This is a genomic window from Corynebacterium kozikiae (genome assembly GCF_024580965.1).
GTDB lineage: Bacteria > Actinomycetota > Actinomycetes > Mycobacteriales > Mycobacteriaceae > Corynebacterium > Corynebacterium kozikiae.
In genome coordinates this window covers 15,717-36,809 of sequence record NZ_JANIKJ010000014.1, presented here as the reverse complement: position 1 = coordinate 36,809, position 21,093 = coordinate 15,717, and the positions used below count along the sequence as shown (strand labels likewise).

Here is a 21,093-nt window from a genome sequence, read left to right as displayed (position 1 = left end):
GAAGTCACCATTCTCTGCTTGTTTTGAGTTGCCGTCCGCCCGTTTTCGCATTTGCGATCTGAGTGATTTCTTCCTTGTTCAGTGGGGTGTATGAAAATCCCCGTCCATTGAGGCGGCGAGCTTCCATGACTGCGTTGTATTCTCCAAGCATTGCTTGATACATGGGTAGGCGCTGACCGTGAGAGTTTCCGCCCGTCTCTTTAATCATCTTGGCGTGCTCGACCCAGCGACCTTCTTCCACGAAGTATTTGACGAGATCCGCCATTGCTGCTTCCCGTTCAATTTGGAAGTCGAACCCGTCGAAGGTGAGCATGAACTTGTTGTCGATATCTAGGGTTTCGCCGTCTTCTTCAAGCGCTTTGAGCCCTGCATCGATCATGCGGAACATATCGAGGATATCCATTACAAGCGTGCAGTCGGCTTGGGAGAGTTCAGGTGAGATCCCGATGAACTCTTGACCGTATAGGCCAGTGAAACCACTTTCTAAGATTTTGGCTTGGCGTAGCTGGTATTCCTTGTCGCCGTCTTCCAAGTTATCGTCACCAACTAGGCGGGCAAGGATACGGTGCAAAGTAGCCAACGATTGACGCTCGTAAGCGGTCAGGGTTTTTGGTGCGAGCACTGTACCCGGTCGATCCACCTCACCTGGTGAGAGGAAATCTTCGATCAGTTCGCGTACTAGTTCGCTGACGTTTTGGTTTCGACCTGCTGCAACTGCCTCAAGGTCTTTCTTTAGTTCGTCCTCTAGACGAATGGTCACGGTAGCCATGACGCTCCTTTCAACAAAATCTTTGAACAAGTACAACGATAACACATTCTGTCTTACCGTATTACAGTTCGCAAGTTTGTCTTGCGCAGTCACCAAAATGCCATGCGCTTGAAAGCAATATTTGCAATCCCAAAAATCTTGCTGCCTGGGGGTTAACAAACCACGTGCAACTGGCCTACCTGTGAGCACCCATACCCAATTTCCTTTGTTCTCGACCCGGGTGCCCAGGAAGGCAAGAACCTACATGTCTCGTTCCAGTTTCTACAACAGTGAGGGCTACCCAGACCCCACCGCCTATATGGCAACCCGCCACCTAGACCACCCACTCCTAACTGTCCTGGATAAGCCGGTGGTCTACATTTGCTCACCCTACTCAGGTGACATCAAAACCAACGTGCGCCTAGCCCGCTCTTTCTCAGCAGTCGCCGTCGCCAAAAGCACCGTACCCATCGCCCCGCACCTGGTGTTTCCGCAGTTCATGGACGACGAAGACCCCTTGGATCGTGAACTTGCGATGCAGATGAACCACATTCTGCTTTCTCGCTGTGACGAAATCTGGGTCTACCAGCCACGCATCAGCGCCGGGATGAAACTGGAAATCACCTGGGCGAAAGACGCTGGATTGCCTGTTCGCTTTTTCGATATCGACTTCACCGAGGTGACCCGATGAACCAGACTGCATTCACTATCTATACCAGCCACCAGGCAGGCAACGCGCAAAACGTGCAGTACCCACACGACCACCACATAACCAGCGAAACCGACCTAAAACAGGCGGTCGCGTTCGACCATGTCGTTGCCGAATACCAAGGCGGCAGACGCAGCGCCACCGGGTTTATTGGCTCTACCTGTGTGGTCATGGATATTGATAACGACCATACTGACCGGCAGCTCGAATGGGTCACCCCAGCAAAACTCGCAGAACTCCTGCCAGACGTGGAGTTTTACACGGCCACCAGCCGCAACCACCTGAAAACCAAGGGTGCGAAGTCTGCCAGACCGCGATTTCACGTCTATTTCCCAATCCCACGCACCCCTGACGTCACCGGCTATGTGGAGCTAAAGAAAGAACTCGCAGGCCAATACGCCTTCTTTGACGCTAACGCGACCGACGCTGCCAGGTTCATTTACGGCAACCCGGATGCTGGGGTGCAGTACTTTGCTGGCAGCACGGATGTTGGGGCGTGGCTTTCCAAGCGAGACTTGTTCGCAGAGTTCGATGAGGCTAGTGAGCTGATTCAGGAAGGCTCCCGCAACGCGACCCTCTCTAGGTTCGCTGGCAGGGTTTTGATCCGTTACGGCAACAGCCCAGAAGCCCGTTCCCTTTTCGACCGCAAAGCTGACCGCTGCAACCCACCACTACCAGAAGATGAGGTGGAGCGGATCTGGCATTCAGCGCTCAGGTTCGCCCGTGAGGTAGCGAAAAACCCTAACTACATTAGCCCTGAAGAATACGCAGAACTATCTGGCTTAAAGCCTGATGACTACACCGATGTTGGGCAGGCAACTGTTTTCGCTACCGACTACCTCGGCCGTGTGCGCTACTCGCCAGCCACCGACTGGCTCGTTTACCGTGACGGGATTTGGGAAGAATCCGACCCGATGGCCCAGCTCATGACGCAGCAACTCACCACCCGCCAACTCGAACAAGCAAAACTTGAACTAGAAGACGCCCGCGAACGTTTAGACGAAACCGGAGCAACCACGCTCCTGCTCACTATGAGTCGCACGAAAGCACAGGGCATGTTCACCCCAGCACAGCGCCAAGCGTTCCAGGCGTTTGAGGAAGCAGAAGCCTTCCACAAATATGTACTCAAACGCCGCGAATCAAAAGCCATCAGTGCCTGCATGCGAGAATCCCGCACCCTTTTGCAGATTGATCCGACAGAGCTTGACGCAAACCCCTACCTGCTCAACACCCCAGGTACCACCTTCGATTTGCGTGAAGGCATCACCAGCGGCCGAGGAAATGAAGCAAGTGACCTGTTCACCAAGCAGACCGCTGTTACTCCTAGCGATGAAGGCGCACGGATTTGGGAGGACGCTTTGAATGTGTTCTTCCAAAACGACCCAGAACTCATCTCCTATGTGCAACGCATCGTAGGTCTCGCTGCTTTCGGGTATGTGCGGGTTGAAGCGATGATTATCGCCTACGGTGACGGCCGAAACGGCAAATCCACGTTCTGGAACACTCTCGCCCGAGTGCTCGGCACCTACTCGGGGAACATTTCAGCCGATGTCCTCACCGTTGGGATGCGCAGAAACGTGAAACCCGAACTCGCTGAAGCCAAAGGCAAACGGCTCTTGATTGCAGCCGAGCTTGAAGAAGGCGTAAGGCTCTCGACCAGTCACGTAAAGCAGCTCGCCAGCACGGATGAGATTTATGCGGAGAAGAAATACAAGGCTCCGTTTGCTTTCACCCCAAGCCACACGCTCGTGCTCTACACCAACCATTTACCAAGGGTGGGTGCGATGGATGCTGGTATTTGGCGGCGTCTGATCGTGATCCCGTTCGAAGCGAAAATCGAAGGTAACGCAGACATCAAGAACTATGCGGATTACCTGTTTGAGAACGCGGCCGGTGCGATCTTGACCTGGATTATCGATGGCGCGGAGCTCATCCACGCTGAAGGCTACAAACTGCGGCACCCACAAAAAGTAGCTGCCGCAATCGCCGCGTTTAGGGACAACAATGACTGGTTTAGCCGGTTCGTTGAAGAATGCTGCGACGTCGACCCATCACTCTCACAGCCCTCAGGGCAGCTTTACGAGGAATACCGAGCCTGGGCAGCACGTACTGGTGAATGGGCCAGGAATCAGTCAGACTTCTACGCCCAAATTGAGCAGGCAGGCTTCACCCGCTCTAGGACCGCGACCGCCAGGCTCGTCCATGGTCTTGCTCTCACTAGTGAGTTTTCTGCCTGACAGGGCTTCTAGTGACACCCTATGACTACTGATTGCAAAAGTCTCTATAAGAGTGAAAAAAATAAAGCCTATAGAGAGTATTGGGAACAGGCGTCAAAGGGTGTCACAACCAAAAAATTCAACCATTTCTTGATTGGACCCCAAATGCTTGAAAAACATTTAGAACAACAGCTGAAAAAAGCTGTCGAGGATGCTGGCGGCTGGTGCATCAAACTAGTCAGCCCAGGAAACGCTGGCATGCCAGACCGCTTATGCCTAAAAGCTGGACGAGCTGTCTTCGTTGAAGTCAAACAACCAGGCAAACACCCCAGACAATTACAACTCCACCGGATGAACCAACTGCGCCGCCACGGCTTCACCACCCTGGTAGTTGATGAACCAGTACGGATCAAGGAGGTGCTTGATGCGCTCAAAGATTAAATGCGACTGGTGCAACGCAGAACTGTTTCGAAGCCCATCAGGAATCAAAAAGCACAACTTTTGCTCGAAGAAATGCCAAGGGAAATTCAGCTCCAAGAAGCATAACCCGAAGCGCTACACAGAGATGAACGCGGTTGAAAAGCAGTCTGCTTGGATGAGCGAACTTAATCGCAGATTAAACCCGACTCGAATGAATCTCGAAACCCGAACCAAGATACGAGAGAAACGCTTAAGCAAATCTTCGTCAACTGGCTATCGCAAACAATTCGGCCGCCATGAACATCGAGTAGTCGCGGAAGAAAAGCTTGGAAGACCGCTCAGAGCTGACGAGGTTGTGCACCACATCGATTGCAACAAACGAAATAACCATCCCGACAATCTCATGGTTCTGACCCAATCAGAGCACGCCAAATTGCACATGAGGCTCAACAAATTCTTCGGCTTGAAAGGACTAAACAGTGAAATATAGCCCACACGCTTATCAGTCTTTTGCCGCTGACTTCATCCTCAAACACGATGAAGCGGCGATATTTCTAGACCTTGGCATGGGTAAGAGCGTAATTACCCTAACCGCCCTCTGGCAGCTCCTACTGGATGAGTTCAAAACCCACAGGGCCTTGGTGATCGCGCCACTCAGAGTCGCGAACTCAACCTGGGCGCAGGAACTTCAAAAATGGGATCACCTGGAAGGACTCACCATGGCGGTCGCCACCGGCACCAAGCAAGACCGCATTGACGCTCTCACACGGGGTGCGATGATCACCGTCATCAACCGCGAAAACGTGCCCTGGCTGGTCGACTACTACGGGGAAACATGGCCGTTCGACACCGTCATCATCGACGAGCTCAGCTCCTTTAAATCCCACACCGCTAAGCGGTTCAAGGCGCTGGTGAAAACCAGGCCACACATCCGCCGGATGGTAGGACTCACCGGCACCCCAGCATCCAACGGGCTCATGGATCTTTGGGCACAGTTCAAACTCCTGGACGGCGGCAATCGCCTGGGCTACTACATCAGCCACTACCGCAACCGCTACTTCACGCCAGATAAACGCAACGGTGCCCAGGTCTACTCCTACAAGCTACTGCCTGGCGCGGAAGAACAGATCTATCATGCAATCAGCGATATGACGGTGTCGATGAAAACCAGCGACCACCTGCAATTACCGGAACTCACCACCACCAACATCACCGTCGAACTAGATGCCAAGGAGCGCAAACTCTACGAGCAACTCCGTGACGAAATGGTTGTGGAACTCGGCGATGAAGTCATTGATGCGGCGAGTGCCGCCACGCTCTCAGGCAAGCTCCTGCAACTCGCCTCTGGCACGATCTACAACAGCGAGGGTGAAGCCCTGATGGTTCACGGCAGGAAACTCGACGCTCTAGAAGATCTTGTCGAGGCGGCGAACGGTCAGCCACTGCTTGTGGCGTATTGGTTCCAGCACGACCTCGAGCGAATCAGCCGCAGATTTCCAGAGGCTCGACAGCTCAAGACTGATGCTGATATTCAGGCGTGGAACCGTGGCGAGATCCCGCTGGCGCTCATTCACCCAGCCTCTGCTGGGCACGGCTTGAATCTGCAGGCTGGCGGGAATCTCTTGGTGTGGTTTTCACTGACCTGGTCGTTGGAGCTGTACCAGCAGACCAACGCCCGCCTATACCGCCAAGGGCAGGAAAAACCAGTAACCATCACGCACCTGGTAACTGGTGGGTCGATTGATGAGAACGTGCTCACCGCGCTTGAGAACAAGGACATGACGCAGGCCGCGTTGATTGAAGCGGTCAAAACCCAACTAACCGAAAGGACACCCCACTAATGATGCATCCGATGTTTGACTACCTGGACTACAAGAAAGCCGCCATCGCAGCGCTACAGGATTACGGCAACCAAGCCATCATCCTCGAACACGCAGACGACCTGACCGCCCACACCAGGATGCGGATGACCGCAATCCCCACGCCCTCCTACTCAGGGATGCCGAGCGCTCACAACCCTCGCTCTGCTGAGAACAAACTGGTTGGGGCGATCAGAAGGTTGGAGGAGCTTTCTGATCGTAAAGCTCGCGCGAAAGCCTACATGGATTGGTTCACCCCGATGTGGGAGCAACTAAGCGATGAGGACAAGTTCGTACTCGACGCTTTCTTCCTCGACAGCGCTACCAGTGAGGATGCGGCAACCAGGGTGGCTGAGCATTTCTATGTTGAGCGCAAGACCGCCTTCCAGAAAAAACAACGGGCAGTCGCCAGGCTCGCCAAGCTGCTTTACGCTCAGCCGGTTGGTTAGAGCTTCGTGCAAGGGGTGTAGAGATTTGGGTATGACTTTAGGGTTTTGGGCTTGAGATGATGTAAGTGGTTGAAATGTAGGTCCAACCACCTGGCCCCGCCACCAAGACTTAGTTCAGGTGTGCGGGGCTCACCCATACCCAGACCGAAAGAAGGGAGCCAAAGGCGATGCCGAGACGACCTGCATCTGCATGCTCCCACCCCGGCTGCCCGCAGCTTTCCACTGACCGCTACTGCCAGGTGCATGCGGCTGAACATGAGCGTAGCTACCGTCGCTACCAACGCGACCCGAAGATCAACAAGCGTTATGGTCATGCCTGGCGAAAGATCCGGGGCCGCTACATCGCCGCCCACCCACTCTGCGAACAATGCCAAGCAAACGGCAGAGTGACAGCGGCGCAGGAAGTGCACCACGTTCTACCGCTTGATCACGGCGGCACCCACGACGAGACCAATCTGCAAGCGCTCTGCAAGCCCTGCCACTCAAGGCAGACCGCTAGGGACGGCGACAGATGGAATAAGACCAAGGTCTACACCTACTAGCAAGGCCCCTCATGTAGGGCTGTGTGGCGTTCTAAGGCGACCTATTTCACGGTGGCAAAAGAAGCCAACCTACTCGAGTTAGGCGCGCACAGGGAAACTCGAACCCCCTAGGGGCGGTGTTATCTCTACGCTCTCGGTGGCCGCGAGCGGGCCTGGGGCTCCGTGTGCAACAAAGCCAAATCAAACACCCTATTGACCCCAGCCGCCCGATTCGCGGCCAAAACTAGACCCATATTGGAGGTGAAACTTGTGGCAAGAGACGGTACTAACCGTGGTGGCCGCCGCGTGAAAGCTGGCCGAAAACCAGACGCTTTGCATGAAAAACTCGCAGACGGCAGACCCGCCACCAGGCTCACCCCACCAGAGCCGCAAGATCTCGACCTCTACGACTTCACTGGCACTGATGTTGGCGACGGGGTTGAACTATCTGGTTCTTCGATGCCACCACCAGCTGACTACCTGTCGGCTGAGCAGCGCGACGGCAAACCACTCGGTGCAGACCTCGTCTATCGAGAGACCTGGGCGTGGCTTGATGAACGCGGCTGCACCGACTTCGTCTCCAAACGACTCATCGAGTCCTACGCGCAGGCGTTCGCCCGCTACGTCCAATGCGAAGAAGCCATCTCCAAGTTCGGCCTGCTCGGTAAGCACCCGACCACTGGCGCTGCTATCGCTTCTCCTTTTGTTGCCATGAGCCAGTCCTTCTCGAAGCAGGCGAATGTGTACTGGTACGAGATTTACGAGATCGTGCGCGCCACCTGCACCACCGACTTCACCGCCAGCACCTCACCACAAGATGACGTGATGGAAAAGCTCCTGAAAGCCAGAAGCTAACTCTTGCGTTTCTTCTTCGGTTTTGGAGCTGGTAGCGCTTCGGCTGTGAGTTCAAGCAGTTCGGTCAACCATTCTCGGTCTTCCCAAAGGTCTGCGGTGATGCGGTACCAGTCTTTTGCGCCTGGAAATGGCGGTGCAAGATCTAGTTCACCAATGAATTCGGCTCCGGGTTCTGTTGGTTTGACGAATAGCTCGTCGTCGCAGATGAGGGCGACGGTTTTGCCGTCCAGGTAGAGGCAGTATTCGCCAAACATTTTGCGGTGATTGATTCCTGGGTGGTCGTAGAGCTGGTCGAGCAGAAACTCCATGGTCTCGACGCTCGTCCCCACAGTTCACTCCCGTCTTAACAATTCGTTTTGGTGCTGGTTTCTACAGTACCTGCCGCACAGCCCCAATCGGCTGTGTTTACACACCCACCCCGACACGGTGGGTGTTTCTTTTTGCCCTGAAATTACACACCCTTTTTCTAGTTGGAAGGATCTACCGTTGACGATCAAAACTGCTGAAGCCGTCTGCATCGGCCACCCCGACAAACTCTGCGACCTGATCGCAGAAACCATCCTCGACGACATCACCCACGACGACCCCGCCGCCCGCGTAGCTGTCGAGGTCACAGCTAAGGGCAGGCATATTCATGTGTTTGGTGAAATCACCACCAAAGCCCGCCTGCGTATTCGCTCATCTGTGGCGTTTGCTTTAGAGCAGGCTGGCTATCAGCCGTGGCGGTTCCGCACCCACCTCAACATCAAGAAACAATCACCAGAAATCGGCGCAGGTGTCACCACCAGTCTTGAGGCACGCGCCGGTGATGATGATGCTTTCGTGCTGCTGGGGGCTGGTGATCAAGGCACCGTCTACGGGTACGCAACCTCTGAGAATGATGACATGCTGCCTACACCTTTGGTGGTGGCGCATGAGATTTGCCGCCGTATCGACCAAGCCCGCACCGACCACCTCATCACGGGGCTTAAGCCCGATGGCAAAGCCCAAGTCTCTATCCGCTACAACGGTGACGAGCCGGTTGAGGCTACCGCCATTGTGGTTTCCGTCCAGCACGACAAAAACAAAGACCTTGAGGTGCTGGAGCGTGAGCTGCGCTCCTTGGTGATTGAACCAGCCCTCGGCAACATCCCACTCGCCCCAAATGCGCTGGTGCTCATCAACCCTGCAGGCACCTTCATTAAGGGCGGCCCCGCAGCAGACGCTGGTCTTACCGGCCGTAAACTCGCTGTCGACACCTATGGCGGTCTTGGTGCGCATGGCGGTGGCGCGTTCGCTGGTAAGGACGTGTCTAAGGTTGATCGCACCGCAGCGCTCATGGCGCGCAGGATTGCGAAAACTATCATCGCCGCTGAACTCGCCACCGAAGCAACCGTTGCCATCTCCTACGCCATCGGTAAGGCAGACCCTGTCGCTTTCAGTGTTAACACTCACGGCACCGCAGTAGCCGATGATGAACTCATCACCCGTGCGTGTGAGCAGTTGTTCCCGCTGCGTCCTGCGGCGATGATCGACTTCCTGCATTTGCGAGGTACTCGTTTTGCCAGGTTTGCCACCTACGGGTATTTCGAGCTGCCAGCTAGGTGGGAGCACCACTATTCGAACGCCAGGGATTTGTTTAAGGCGGTGAAGAATCTTGAAATTGCAGAGACTCTCCGTCGATAAACTCACCCCCGCCACCTACAACCCCCGCAAAGAACTCAAACCAGGTGACGCAGAGTTCGAGAAACTCACCAGGTCACTGTCGGAGTTTGGGTATGTGGAGCCGGTGATCTGGAACAAAACCACCGGCAACATAGTCGGAGGCCACCAACGCCTCACGGCGCTTAAGCACCTGGGTCACACCGAGGTTGACTGTGTGGTCGTTGAGCTGGATGAAACCCGTGAGAAGGCGCTGAATGTTGCTTTGAACAAGATTAGTGGTGATTGGGATGAAGCAAAGCTCGCCCTAGTCATCGCCGATCTGGATATTGCTGATTTCGATGCGGAACTGACCGGTTTCGATGAAAAGGAAATCCAGCAACTCATCGGCTCCCTGGACGAAACAGAAATCGAGGATGACGGGTTTGACCTCACCGCAGCCCTTGAAGCAGCCGCCTTTGTGAAGCGTGGCGATGTCTGGATGGTTGGCCGTCACCGTCTGGTCTGTGGTGACGCTACGAATGCTGATGATGTGGCTGCGTTGATGGATGGCAAGCAAGCCAACCTGGTTTTGACTGACCCGCCCTATAACGTGGCGTTTGAGTCGAGCAGTGGCTTGTCGATTAAGAACGACAAAATGAACGGCGGTGCCTTCCGGCAGTTCCTGATCGATGCCTTCACCCAGATGGCAGCCCATAGCGAGAAGGGCGCGTCAGCCTATGTTTTCCATGCTGACACTGAGGGTTTGAATTTCCGGCAGGCCTTCCAGGACGCGGGCTTCTACCTCTCAGGCACCTGCATTTGGGTCAAAGACTCACTGGTGCTCGGGCGCTCTCCTTATCAGTGGCAGCATGAACCGGTTCTGTTTGGTTGGCTCAAGGGCGGCAAGCACTCCTGGTACGCGGATCGTAAGCAGACCACAGTGTGGAACTTTGCCAAACCCCGCAAAAACAGCGACCACCCAACCAGCAAACCCCTCGACTTGCTCGGGTATCCAATCACGAACTCCACGCAGGCCAACGCGATCGTGCTCGACACTTTCGCAGGCTCCGGCTCAACCCTGATGGCCTGCGAAGCCTTAAACCGGATCGCGTACTGCATGGAGCTGGACGAGAAATACGCCTCAGTGATTCTGCGCCGCTACGCCGATCACACAGGAGATGCCGCTGGTATCACCTGCCTGCGCGACGGAAAAGAGTATGCGTATTTGGATTTGGTGAAAGAGGTCGAACGATGAACCACCAGCCGCTCACACTCGGTTCGCTGTTTGATGGCTCAGGTGGATTCCCACTCGCCGCCAAGAACACTGGCATTTGGCCGGTGTGGGCAAGCGAGGTCGAGCCGTTCCCCATCCTGGTCACCAGCCGCCGGCTCAAGTACCTCACTCACGTTGGTGATGTGAGCAAGTTGGATGGTGGCCGGGTGGAGCCGGTGGACATTATTACTTTCGGCTCACCCTGCCAAGACCTCTCCATCGCAGGCAGGCGGGCAGGTTTAGAAGGCAACAAATCTAACCTGTTTTTCGAAGCGATCCGCGTCATCAAAGAAATGCGCGACGCAACCGGCGGCCAATACCCTCGGTTTGCGGTGTGGGAAAACGTGCCGGGTGCTTTCAGTTCTAACAAGGGAGATGATTTCCATGACGTCCTCAAACACCTCACCGCCATCATCGACGAGCAAGCAGCGGCTGAACTTCCTCGACCTCAGCGTTGGGAGCGAGCAGGAGCCATCGTGGGTGACGGCTACTCACTTGCCTGGCGAGTCCTCGACGCCCAATTTTTCGGAGTGCCCCAACGCCGCCGCAGGATCTTCCTTATCGCAGATTTTGGAAGCCAACGCGCACCCGAAATTCTCTTTGACCCCCACCAACTGTCAAACTCTGCTGGTCAAAGCGAAGAAGTACAACAAGCCACTACCACCCCTGCTGGAAACGGCGCTGAAGGCACAAGCAAGGCTTACTGTTTGAGGATGCGCCAGGGTAAACCTGGTGGCGGGAAAGGTCCGCTGATCCAAACAGAGCTGTCTGGCACGCTCGCTACCGGCAACGACCAGACGGTGTTTGCCCCGGTTGCTTACGGGTTTAACGCGATTCGCCCGAAATGGGGTCGTGTCGGCAAATACGGCTACCCGCTGGATATTGCCAAGACGCTGGACACGAAAGGCACCTGCCCTGATGGTGCTCAGGGCGGTATCGCCGTCGTCGATGAACATGAGCGCACGCATGTGGTGCGGCGTTTAACCCCTGTAGAGTGCGCGCGCCTGCAAGGGTTTCCTGACGAATGGGCTGAAAACCTCGGCTACAGCGACCCTACGGATGAGCAGCTGGTGTTTTGGCAGCAGGTCTTTGACACCTGGGGCACGATTTGTGGTTTGAAGACCCGGAAGACCAAGAAGCAGATCAGGGCATGGCTGGCTGACCCGTTCTCGAAGACTGCAGTGTTCAAACTTTGGGGCAACGGTGTCGCCCTGCCAGTGGTCGAGCATGTACTCACGGGGATCCGGGAACTCGTCGAAGCAGAGCAAGCAAGCACCTGAAAAATGGTGGGCGGAAGTAGTTGATAACCGTGTGGTTCTAGGGCTGTATGTACATGACCCAAACACCACAAAATGAAAGGAACGAGGAAGCCTTGAACAGCAACTACTTTCGCCCACTAGCCACCAAGTTTGATACCCGAACAAAGAAGCGCCTGCACACCCTGGCACAAACTATCGCGCATTTCGCTGAAGAACCCGCCATCCAAACCACAGGTGAAGCACACGCTTACAAGTGTCAGGGCACGCTCATCTACCCGGATGGCACAGTCATGTGGGGCGATGAACTCGACACCGGACTCATCAGCTACATCACCCGCTACCTCCAGCACGACGAGGACATTGAGGGCGAGGAAATCACCGGCTTCCCGGTGAGCATTACCGTTAAGGAGGAGCAGCTGGAACTGGAGCGTGAGTGGTGGGCACCGCGCCATGTGCGCAATATTGAACGAATCCTCACGGCCAAACAGCCACTGCTCGCAAAAACCCTCGGCATCCACGAAGAACAGGTACTCCCAGTACGCGATGGCAATAAGCTGATTTTCCGCTGGCTCACGGGCAACACAAGCGAGTCTTTGCGTGTGGCGCTGCCGATGCTGCTTGGCGCGATCCACGCTCATGCTGCTACCAGCCGTAAACTCCAAGCCACCTCAAGCGCTACAGGTAACGAAAAATACGTGATGCGCTGCTGGCTTCTACGACTGGGCTTCAACGGGAGAGAACACCACAGCCTGCGAGTGGCACTGGGTGCGAATCTTTCGGGCTCTGCCGCACACCGCATCACCCCAACTGATGGCGAGGTGGCATAAATGGTTAGGCCTGGAACCTGGATCAAACTCAAGCGCATGAGCGACCCGTATGCGCCGGTGCCTGCTGGCACCTATGGCATCGTGACCTTTATTGACTCGATGGGCACGATTCATGTGGCGTGGAATAACGGCTCCAGCCTGGGGCTGATCCCCGAAGTTGACGAGTTTGAAATAGTGGCGGATTTGGCTGAAATAAAGGGCAAACCGACTGGATAGTGTGCCAAAGCTATGGCTGTATGTAAGTAAGCAAACAAGCACACAAGCCAAGGAGAAGGCCCAATGTTTACCACCCTCGAGCAGATCCAGATGGAACACCCAATCGCGATGCGCCACGGCGACCGAGTAATCGTCGCAGCCCACACCTGGAAGAAAGACCAAGGCCTGGGAGTGCAGGGCCGGATCTACGAATTCATTGACGAGCCCAGCGTTGAATTCAGCGCACTTGAATGCCGCCTCGAGCTGGTAGCTGAAAGCGACGAGCTTTTCTCAGACGAGGGAACCGCAATCGCATGGACCATGAACAACTAACCTACAGCCCCAAAAGGGCTGAAGCCACCCCGCCAGATAGTGCGGGGTGCACCTCGTAGAAACCCGCCTCATTCAAGAGATGTAAATCGCTGAAAAATAGTTTCTGATCTGGGCAAATACGACTGGATAGTGTGCACAGCGTATGGCTATATAGACATAACAAAACAGCACAAACCGAAAGGATCCAAGCCATGAACCTAGATCAAATCTTCCGCGAAGAAAACACTGCCCGCCTCGTAGCCCGCGGCAAGAAACTCGGCTACGACATCTACCGCATCGCGTATACCTTCGACCGTATGGAAATCAGCATCGCCAACGACCGCACCTGGGACTACACCCCAGAGATCTACTTCGAACGTGGCACCGGCTGGGTTATCCAAACCACCGCCTACGGCATGAAGAGCATTGAAGAAATCGAGAAGGTCACCGACGGCTACCAACGAGCCATCGCCATGGTGAAAGAACTGAATTCTTACAACAATGGCGACCTGAAAGAGCTCAACGCCTAACAAGTCCAAACAGCTTCAAGCTCGAATAGAAAGTGGAGTTTATGACAGTTATCAAACCGCTCGATTTTCAAGTGACGGTAAGCAATAAAAATAGCTCCCGATCTGGGCAAAAACCGCCTTCAACACGAGATGAGCCAGTACCGAGCAACTATCCTCTTCCACGAACTGTAAATCCTCAAAGCCGAATTCACCGAGTTCGACAATGACATCAAACCCCAAAGCAACCCGACAGATGCGGAGCGCTGTTCTATACACCCCGCACCCAGCACCCATCACTCCGGGTGTTTTTCTTTTACAAATTGGAAGGAGCCAGCGTTGCGCAAACTTGAGACCTACACGCCCAGCACCTTCATGGCTCCCACCTCCCACTACGACAAGAAACGCGCCGACTATGCCGTGGCCTTCATCCAGGCCCTCAAACACACTAAAGGCCGCTGGTCCGGCAAAAACTTCGAACTGATCGACTGGCAAGAACAAATCGTGCGAGACATCTTCGGCACGATCAAACCCGACGGCTACCGCCAATTCACTACCGCCTACGTCGAAATTCCCAAGAAACAAGGCAAAAGCGAACTGGCCGCCGCCATCGCCCTCCTGTTGACATGTGGCGACGGTGAAGAGCGAGCCGAAGTCTACGGCTGTGCAGCCGACCGCCAGCAAGCCTCCATCGTCTTCGAAGTCGCAGCAGACATGATCCGCATGTGCCCGCCACTGGCCAAGCGAGTCAAAATCCAAGCCTCACAAAAACGCATCATCTACACCCCAACCAACAGCTTCTACCAGGTTCTTTCCGCAGAGGCCTACTCCAAGCACGGCTTCAACATCTCCGGGGTGGTCTTTGATGAGCTGCACACCCAACCCAATCGCGCCTTGGTTGATGTTATGACCAAAGGCTCCGGTGATGCACGCACCCAGCCCTTGTATTTCTTCATCACCACCGCCGGCACCGACACCCACAGCATTTGCTACGAGTACCATCAAAAAGCCCTCGATTTGATCGCCGGCAAAAAGCACGACCCGACCTTCTACCCGGTCGTTTATGGTGCTGCCCCTGAGGATGACTGGACCGCAGAGGAAACCTGGCTGAAAGCAAACCCGTCGCTTGGGATCACGGTGCCGATTGCGAAAGTGCAGGAGGCTTGCAACTCGGCCAAGCAGAACCCGGCTGAGGAGAACGCTTTCAGGCAGCTACGGTTGAACCAATGGGTAAAGCAGTCGGTGCGGTGGATGCCTATGCACGTCTGGGACACCAATAGCCATCCCGTTGATTTGAGTGCTTTGGAGGGCAGGGTTTGTTACGGCGGACTCGACCTCGCCAGCACTACTGACATCACGGCTTTCGTGCTGGTTTTCCCACCCGAAGATGAGGATGACAAGTATGTGGTGGTGCCGTGGTTTTGGATCCCCGAAGACAACCTCAAACTTAGGGTCGCCCGCGACCACGTCCCCTACGACACCTGGGCAGCCCAAGGCCACCTCAACACGACCGAGGGCAATGTGGTGCACTACGCCGCTATCGAAGCCTTCATCGAAGAACTAGGTGCCCGGTTCGATATCCGCCAGATCGCCTACGACCGTTGGGGCGCTGTGCAAATGAGTCAGAACCTCGAAGCCTTGGGGTTTACGGTGGTGCCGTTTGGTCAGGGCTTCAAAGACATGAGCCCGCCATCCAAAGAGTTCATGAAGCTCGCCCTGGAAGGAAAGCTCGCCCACGGTGGTCACCCGGTCCTCAGTTGGATGGTGGACAACATTCATATCCGGCAGGATCCGGCTGGCAACATCAAGCCCGACAAGCAGAAAAGCACGGAGAAGATTGACGGCGTGGTCGCCACCATCATGGCCTTAGATCGCGCCATCCGCTGCGGCAACGTTTCGACGAGTACCTCGGTGTATGACGAGCGCGGGCTATTGGTCTTGTAAATCTTCGTTTGAGACAATAGGAAAAGCCAAAATTCCTAGGAGAACAATGGATTTACCACTTACGACGCAACGGCTAAAACTGCGTGCCCACACTCCAGAAGATGTGATTGCCCTACAGAGGTTCTACTCTCAACCTGAAGTGGCGCGGTTCCTGCTTGATGAACCCTGGAGCCAAGAGGATGCCACTGCGAAAGTCGAAGAAAGACTGCCCAAAACTGACCTAAACGGACCAACTAACTCATTGGCTCTTGTTATTGAGGTTGAAGGTCAGGCCATTGGTGATGTTGCACTGTGGTTTACAGACGTTGAAAACCGGGTTGCTGAAATCGGCTGGGTTCTCGACCCCGCTTACGGCGGCAAGGGGTATGCAACGGAAGCCGTCAAAACAGTACTGGATCTCGCCTTTGACCGCTACAGCTGCCGCAGAGTTGTGGCCCAAATGGATGCTCGCAACAACGCGTCAGCCAAACTTGCTGAGCGCCTAGGCATGGTTAAGGAAGCCCATCACCGTCAGGATTGGTTCTCCAAGGGTGAGTGGACAGACACCCTCATTTACGCGATGCTCACCTCAGACCGGTAACTACTGAAGCACCATCCTTCGAAAGCACTTCTTGCTCAAGCGAGAGGTGCTTTTCTCATTTCTTGAAAGGAGAACCCTGATGGGATTCTTTGACTGGCTCAGGCCACGCCCAGCCGAAAACACGGCCTTCACCACGGGGCATTCTTTCTTCTTCGGCAACACCACCAGCGGCAAACCCGTCAACGAACGAACCGCCATGCAAATGACCGCCGTCTACTCCTGCGTGCGCATCCTCGCTGAAGCCATCGCGGGACTGCCATTGCACGTCTACGAAACCCGAGAAGATGGTGGCAAAGAGAAAGCACTGACGCACCCGCTTTACCGTTTGTTGCATGATGAGCCGAACCCGGAGATGACCAGCTTTGTCTTCCGTGAAACCCTCATGACCCACCTGCTTTTGTGGGGTAACGCCTACGCGCAGGTGATCCGCAACGGCAAGGGCGAAGTCCTCGCCCTCTACCCACTAATGCCAAACCGCATCAAAGCCGGGCGGGATAAGAACGGCGCGATCTACTACGACTATCAAACCACCAGCAATGACCCAGGCAACCCCAGCGGCATCGTCACCCTCAGCGCCGCAGACGTGCTCCATATTCCAGGGCTGGGCTTTGACGGGCTAGTTGGCTACTCGCCGATTGCGATGGCGAAAAACGCTATCGGTCTAGCCCAAGCTACTGAAGAATACGGAGCTTCGTTTTTTGCTAATGGGGCTGCTCCTGGTGGTGTGCTCGAGCACCCAGGCACAATCAAAGACCCATCACGGGTGCGGGAGTCCTGGCAGAAAACCTTCGGTGGAGCAAGGAACGGCAACAAGGTCGCTGTGCTCGAAGAAGGCATGAAGTACACGCCGATCGCAGTGTCGCCGGAGCAGGCGCAGTTTTTGGAGACGCGGAAGTTTCAGCTCAACGAAATAGCCCGCATCTTCCGTATACCACCGCACATGATCGGCGACCTCGAAAAATCGAGCTTCTCCAACATCGAGCAGCAGTCCCTGGAGTTCGTGAAATACACCCTGGATCCCTGGGTGATCCGCTGGGAACAAGCAATCACCAAAACCCTGCTCACTGCCCGCGAGAAGCCGCAGGTGTTTGTGAAGTTCAACCTCGAAGGACTCCTGCGAGGCGACTACGTGTCTCGCATGAACGGGTACGCGGTCGCGCGGCAGAACGGGTGGATGAGCGCCAACGACATCCGCGAACTTGAAAACCTCGACCGCATCGAACCAGAACGCGGCGGGGATGAGTATCTGGTGAACGGCAACATGCTGCCACTGAACCTTGCTGGCGCTTACGCCACCCACGCTGACCAACACACTACTGACCCGCCTAGGGAGGAACATTGAGTCGAAGATTTTGGAACTGGACAAACCCCGACCCGGACGCAGAACAAGGCGTTCGGGTTTTGCATATTCACGGCCCCATTGCTGAGGAGTCTTGGTTTGACGACGAAACCACACCAGCACTCTTCGCCAGCGAGCTCGAAGCCGGCACTGGTGATGTGACGGTGTGGATTAACAGCCCTGGCGGTGACTGCATTGCCGCGGCGCAAATCTACAACATGCTCATGGAATACACCGGGCACGTCACCGTCATCATCGACGGCCTAGCCGCCAGTGCAGCGTCCGTGATCGCGATGGCTGCATCGACGGTGAAAATGACGCCGGTGTCCATGATGATGATCCACAACCCAGCAACCCTCGCCATCGGCGACAAGGCTGAGCTGGGTAAAGCCATCGAGATGCTCGATGCGGTCAAGGAATCCATCATCAACGCCTACGAGCTCAAGACCGGGATGCAGCGAGCCAAGCTCGCCCGGCTCATGGATGCAGAAACCTGGATGGACGCCAGGGCTGCTATCGACATGGGTTTTGCCGACGAACTCCACCACCCAACAGGAGCAGAGGAAGCCACCCCAGCAACTGAGGCGTTGGTGTTTAACCGCCTCACAGCCGAGCTTGCTCTGGTTAACAAACTCGCAGGTACCCCACCAACCAAACCAACATCAGCAGCACAGCCTGCCGGTCGCTCTATCGCTGAGGCTCTCTCAGCGCTGGAGAACCTGAAAACCCGTATTCGCCTCTAACAAATAGGAGAACCAACTCATGACCACCACCAACACCCACGACCTGATCCAGCGCCGCGCCAAGGCATGGCACGAAGCCAAAGACTTCCTGGACAACCGCCGCGAAGACGGCGTGCTCTCTGCTGAGGATGAGCAGATCTACCAGCGCATGGAAGAAGACATCCAAAAGCTCACCAACGAAATCGAACGCAGTGAGCGAGCAGAACGCATAGAACGCGAAATGGCCCGCGCCACCGCACAGCCACTGACCGCCATGCCGGGCATGACCCCAACCGATGCCATGGACGAAGGCAAAGGCCGCGGCACCGCACACTACAAGCAGTCCTTTTGGAACATGATGCGACTGCAGGGCGACCCAGTAGCTCTCCGCAATGCCCTGAGTGAGGGTGTTGATTCTGACGGCGGCTACCTGGTGCCTGACGAGTTCGAACAGACCCTGATCACCGCCCTGGCCGATGAATCAACGATTCGTGGCCTTGCTACCGTCATTCAGACCACCAGCGGAGATCGCAAGATTCCAGTCGTTGCATCGACCGGTGCGGCTTCGTGGATTGGTGAAGGTAAGAACTTCACCGAAGGAAACGACACTTTTGATCAGAAAGCCCTCAACGCGCATAAGCTTGGTGCTTTCATCAAGATCAGCGACGAGTTGATCAACGATTCGGCTTTCAACCTTGAGGCGTATTTGGCTGCTGATTTTGCTCGCCGCATCAACGCCACCGAAGAAGAAGCCTTCGTCAACGGCACCGGCCAAGGCCAGCCAACTGGCATCTTCCACCCAACCGAAGGTGGCACCAGCGCTAACACCACTGCCAAGGCAGCCGAGATCACCGCTGATGAGCTAATCGACCTGCACTACGCTCTGCGTGCTCCGTATCGGAAGAACGCGACCTGGCTGATGAATGACACCACCGTCAAGCAGGTACGAAAGCTCAAGGACTCAACCGGCCAGTACCTGTGGCAGCCAGCTTTGACCGTCGGCACCCCAGACACCATCCTCGGCCGACCAGTAGCAACTTCTGTGTTTGCTCCTGAGATCAAGGCGGGTGCCCGCACCGTGGCCTTCGGTGACTTCTCCTACTACTGGATTGCGGATCGTCAGGGTCGTGCCTTTAAGCGTCTGAACGAAATGTTCGCGCTCTCTGGTCAGGTTGGTTTCCTTGCCAGCCAGCGCGTGGACGGCCGTCTGATGCTGCCTGAAGCAGTCCAGGTGCTCACCCAAAAAGCCAGCTAACCACTAGCCCCTGAATGAATGAGAGGAGGTGGCAGCATGACCACCAGTTTGCTTGACCGCGTAAAACACAACTTAATCCTTACCCACAGTGAGGATGACGAGCTGATTGCGCACATGGTGGCTGCTGCCACCTCCTACGCCGCGTCCTACCAGCACCTACCTGACGGGCACTACACCCAGCATCCGATGAGCGGTGCGACCCAGCAGGCCGTCATCATGCTCGCCAGCCATTTCTACGAGTCACGGGATGGCTCAACCGCTGGCTTCTGGAACGACAAGACCCAGGCCGCATCTTCGGTGTGGGATGCGGTGAACCGGCTGTTGGTGATGGATCGCGAATGGAAAATCTAGAAGGGAGCATCGCTGATGTCTTTCGGGCTGATGCGCCACACCATCAAGATTTACGCTCCGGGTCACGCAACAGATACTGCTGGCTTCCACACAGATACGCCAATCCTCAAAGCTACGGTTCGGGCTGCGGTTGAGCACCGCCACGCAACCAGTGCCTGGGTGAACCGCGCCTCCTTTTATAAGGCCACCGCCATGTTTCGCTTCCGCCTGCACCCTGAGTGGAGGGTGGATGAGCGCGACCTCATCAAACACGATGGCCGCACCTATTTCATCGACTCCGTTGAAATCATCGGAAACAGATATGTGGAGGTGCTGGCTCACCACACCACCCCTGAAGGAGAAGGCCGGGATGGCTAGAGCTGAAATCAAAATTCCCACCAAGTTCATCGACGCCCTGGAAGCAGCATCCACGCAGATCGATTCCATTGCAGGTGATGCTCTAAAAGCCGGAGCCGCAGTAGTGGAACCAAGGATGCGCACCAACCTCACCGGCGCGATTGGTAAAACCATCCGCCCCAGCGAATCCACCGGCCAGCTCCTTGCAGCCCTCGGCACAACCCCAGTCGGTGCAACCAGCCGGGGCACATTGAATGTGAAGGTGGGGTTTGCTGAAAACCGCCGCGATGGCATCTCACACGCCAAGATCGCCACCGTTCTCGAATACGGCTCCTCCCGTCAAGCAGCCAGGCCGTTTCTTGCACCCACCAGAGCACAAACCCGAAGTAGCGCGGTGGCCGCGATGAAAGAAACCCTCACCACGAAGCTGGAAGGACTAACCAAGTGACAAAACCACTGCTCGAACTACTGACCGGCCTGTGCAAGAAACTCAACCTGCCCAGCGCTACCGGCACCTTCAATAAAGCCCCCGCACCTGAAACGTTCGTGGTGTTCACCCCGAATGCTGACGTGTTTGACCTGTACGCGGCCAACCAGCCCGGAGTCGACATCGAACATGTTCGGCTCTCGCTTTTTACCCGCGGCAATTACCTTCACCTGCGGGATCTGCTCTGTCACGGGATCCTGCAAGCAGGCATCACTGTTGAAGCCAGAACCTATGTCGGGTTCGAAGCCGATACCGGCTACCACCATTACGCAATCGACTGCGTCACCTACCGCGCCGTCTAGAAAGG

At 55.6% G+C, this 21,093-nt stretch carries 26 protein-coding genes; 24 read left to right on the top strand and 2 right to left on the bottom strand.

Annotation, left to right across the window (positions count from 1 at the left end):
* Nucleotides 1-4: 4 nt before the first annotated feature.
* Nucleotides 5-769, bottom strand: coding sequence for a YfbU family protein (locus NQ018_RS08740; RefSeq protein WP_257060413.1), 765 nt, complete (start codon nucleotides 767-769; stop codon nucleotides 5-7).
* Nucleotides 770-1,013: 244 nt separating this feature from the next.
* On the opposite strand from NQ018_RS08740, the gene NQ018_RS08735 reads away from it, so the two are divergent.
* The 8 genes from NQ018_RS08735 to NQ018_RS08700 all read left to right on the top strand — a co-directional run bounded on the left by NQ018_RS08735 (nucleotide 1,014) and on the right by NQ018_RS08700 (nucleotide 7,777).
* A complete protein-coding gene (locus NQ018_RS08735; protein WP_257060412.1) occupies nucleotides 1,014-1,439 on the top strand; it encodes a DUF7768 domain-containing protein in 426 nt (141 codons plus the stop codon).
* Nucleotides 1,436-3,694, top strand: a complete 2,259-nt coding sequence (locus tag NQ018_RS08730; protein WP_257060410.1) for a phage/plasmid primase, P4 family — start codon at nucleotides 1,436-1,438, stop codon at nucleotides 3,692-3,694. Before NQ018_RS08735 ends, NQ018_RS08730 begins: the two co-directional genes overlap by 4 nt.
* A gap of 21 nt (nucleotides 3,695-3,715) precedes the next feature.
* On the top strand, nucleotides 3,716-4,114 hold the full coding sequence (locus tag NQ018_RS08725) for a VRR-NUC domain-containing protein (RefSeq protein WP_257060409.1): 399 nt from the start codon (nucleotides 3,716-3,718) through the stop codon (nucleotides 4,112-4,114).
* Complete coding sequence (locus tag NQ018_RS08720; RefSeq protein ID WP_108726211.1) at nucleotides 4,098-4,583, top strand: HNH endonuclease signature motif containing protein; 486 nt, start codon at nucleotides 4,098-4,100, stop codon at nucleotides 4,581-4,583. Before NQ018_RS08725 ends, NQ018_RS08720 begins: the two co-directional genes overlap by 17 nt.
* Nucleotides 4,573-5,934, top strand: a complete 1,362-nt coding sequence (locus NQ018_RS08715; RefSeq protein ID WP_257060408.1) for an SNF2-related protein — start codon at nucleotides 4,573-4,575, stop codon at nucleotides 5,932-5,934. Before NQ018_RS08720 ends, NQ018_RS08715 begins: the two co-directional genes overlap by 11 nt.
* Nucleotides 5,934-6,401, top strand: coding sequence for a hypothetical protein (locus tag NQ018_RS08710; protein ID WP_257060407.1), 468 nt, complete (start codon nucleotides 5,934-5,936; stop codon nucleotides 6,399-6,401). Before NQ018_RS08715 ends, NQ018_RS08710 begins: the two co-directional genes overlap by 1 nt.
* A 167-nt stretch (nucleotides 6,402-6,568) precedes the next feature.
* A complete protein-coding gene (locus NQ018_RS08705) occupies nucleotides 6,569-6,943 on the top strand; it encodes an HNH endonuclease (RefSeq protein ID WP_257060406.1) in 375 nt (124 codons plus the stop codon).
* 249 nt (nucleotides 6,944-7,192) lie between these two features.
* Nucleotides 7,193-7,777: a P27 family phage terminase small subunit gene (locus NQ018_RS08700; RefSeq protein ID WP_108726215.1), complete on the top strand. Its 585-nt coding sequence runs from the start codon at nucleotides 7,193-7,195 to the stop codon at nucleotides 7,775-7,777.
* Here NQ018_RS08700 and NQ018_RS08695 read toward each other — a convergent pair.
* Nucleotides 7,774-8,085: a TfoX/Sxy family protein gene (locus NQ018_RS08695; RefSeq protein ID WP_257060401.1), complete on the bottom strand. Its 312-nt coding sequence runs from the start codon at nucleotides 8,083-8,085 to the stop codon at nucleotides 7,774-7,776. The two genes, NQ018_RS08700 and NQ018_RS08695, sit on opposite strands and share 4 nt — an antisense overlap.
* Nucleotides 8,086-8,263: 178 nt before the next feature.
* On the opposite strand from NQ018_RS08695, the gene metK reads away from it, so the two are divergent.
* The 16 genes from metK to NQ018_RS08615 all read left to right on the top strand — a co-directional run bounded on the left by metK (nucleotide 8,264) and on the right by NQ018_RS08615 (nucleotide 21,088).
* Nucleotides 8,264-9,442 carry a methionine adenosyltransferase gene (gene metK, locus NQ018_RS08690; protein ID WP_257060400.1) on the top strand — a complete coding sequence of 393 codons (1,179 nt, stop codon included), beginning with the start codon at nucleotides 8,264-8,266 and terminating at the stop codon, nucleotides 9,440-9,442.
* Nucleotides 9,414-10,655, top strand: coding sequence for a site-specific DNA-methyltransferase (locus tag NQ018_RS08685; RefSeq protein ID WP_257060398.1), 1,242 nt, complete (start codon nucleotides 9,414-9,416; stop codon nucleotides 10,653-10,655). Before metK ends, NQ018_RS08685 begins: the two co-directional genes overlap by 29 nt.
* Entirely contained in the window at nucleotides 10,652-11,953 is a 1,302-nt protein-coding gene (locus NQ018_RS08680; RefSeq protein ID WP_257060397.1) for a DNA cytosine methyltransferase, read from the top strand. Before NQ018_RS08685 ends, NQ018_RS08680 begins: the two co-directional genes overlap by 4 nt.
* A gap of 92 nt (nucleotides 11,954-12,045) precedes the next feature.
* On the top strand, nucleotides 12,046-12,759 hold the full coding sequence (locus NQ018_RS08675; RefSeq protein WP_257060396.1) for a hypothetical protein: 714 nt from the start codon (nucleotides 12,046-12,048) through the stop codon (nucleotides 12,757-12,759).
* The gene (locus NQ018_RS08670; RefSeq protein WP_257060395.1) at nucleotides 12,760-12,975 is read left to right on the top strand and encodes a DUF4314 domain-containing protein; all 216 of its coding nucleotides are present in this window, start codon (nucleotides 12,760-12,762) and stop codon (nucleotides 12,973-12,975) included.
* Nucleotides 12,976-13,038: 63 nt separating this feature from the next.
* The gene (locus tag NQ018_RS08665; RefSeq protein WP_257060390.1) at nucleotides 13,039-13,287 is read left to right on the top strand and encodes an Nmad4 family putative nucleotide modification protein; all 249 of its coding nucleotides are present in this window, start codon (nucleotides 13,039-13,041) and stop codon (nucleotides 13,285-13,287) included.
* Between the two features lie 191 nt (nucleotides 13,288-13,478).
* Nucleotides 13,479-13,796, top strand: a complete 318-nt coding sequence (locus NQ018_RS08660) for a hypothetical protein (RefSeq protein WP_065415504.1) — start codon at nucleotides 13,479-13,481, stop codon at nucleotides 13,794-13,796.
* A gap of 315 nt (nucleotides 13,797-14,111) precedes the next feature.
* Nucleotides 14,112-15,716, top strand: a complete 1,605-nt coding sequence (locus NQ018_RS08655) for a terminase large subunit (RefSeq protein WP_257060387.1) — start codon at nucleotides 14,112-14,114, stop codon at nucleotides 15,714-15,716.
* A gap of 46 nt (nucleotides 15,717-15,762) precedes the next feature.
* The gene (locus NQ018_RS08650; protein ID WP_257060386.1) at nucleotides 15,763-16,296 is read left to right on the top strand and encodes a GNAT family N-acetyltransferase; all 534 of its coding nucleotides are present in this window, start codon (nucleotides 15,763-15,765) and stop codon (nucleotides 16,294-16,296) included.
* A 79-nt stretch (nucleotides 16,297-16,375) separates the two neighbouring features.
* The gene (locus tag NQ018_RS08645) at nucleotides 16,376-17,638 is read left to right on the top strand and encodes a phage portal protein (RefSeq protein ID WP_257060385.1); all 1,263 of its coding nucleotides are present in this window, start codon (nucleotides 16,376-16,378) and stop codon (nucleotides 17,636-17,638) included.
* Nucleotides 17,639-17,697: 59 nt separating this feature from the next.
* Nucleotides 17,698-18,378, top strand: coding sequence for a head maturation protease, ClpP-related (locus tag NQ018_RS08640; RefSeq protein ID WP_257060384.1), 681 nt, complete (start codon nucleotides 17,698-17,700; stop codon nucleotides 18,376-18,378).
* Between the two features lie 19 nt (nucleotides 18,379-18,397).
* Complete coding sequence (locus NQ018_RS08635; RefSeq protein WP_257060382.1) at nucleotides 18,398-19,612, top strand: phage major capsid protein; 1,215 nt, start codon at nucleotides 18,398-18,400, stop codon at nucleotides 19,610-19,612.
* Nucleotides 19,613-19,648: 36 nt separating this feature from the next.
* On the top strand, nucleotides 19,649-19,963 hold the full coding sequence (locus NQ018_RS08630; RefSeq protein ID WP_257060380.1) for a head-tail connector protein: 315 nt from the start codon (nucleotides 19,649-19,651) through the stop codon (nucleotides 19,961-19,963).
* Between the two features lie 15 nt (nucleotides 19,964-19,978).
* Nucleotides 19,979-20,320, top strand: a complete 342-nt coding sequence (locus tag NQ018_RS08625) for a head-tail adaptor protein (RefSeq protein ID WP_257060379.1) — start codon at nucleotides 19,979-19,981, stop codon at nucleotides 20,318-20,320.
* A complete protein-coding gene (locus NQ018_RS08620) occupies nucleotides 20,313-20,747 on the top strand; it encodes an HK97-gp10 family putative phage morphogenesis protein (RefSeq protein WP_257060378.1) in 435 nt (144 codons plus the stop codon). The genes NQ018_RS08625 and NQ018_RS08620 overlap by 8 nt, the downstream gene beginning before the upstream one ends.
* Complete coding sequence (locus NQ018_RS08615) at nucleotides 20,744-21,088, top strand: hypothetical protein (protein ID WP_257060377.1); 345 nt, start codon at nucleotides 20,744-20,746, stop codon at nucleotides 21,086-21,088. The genes NQ018_RS08620 and NQ018_RS08615 overlap by 4 nt, the downstream gene beginning before the upstream one ends.
* Nucleotides 21,089-21,093 lie beyond the last annotated feature (5 nt).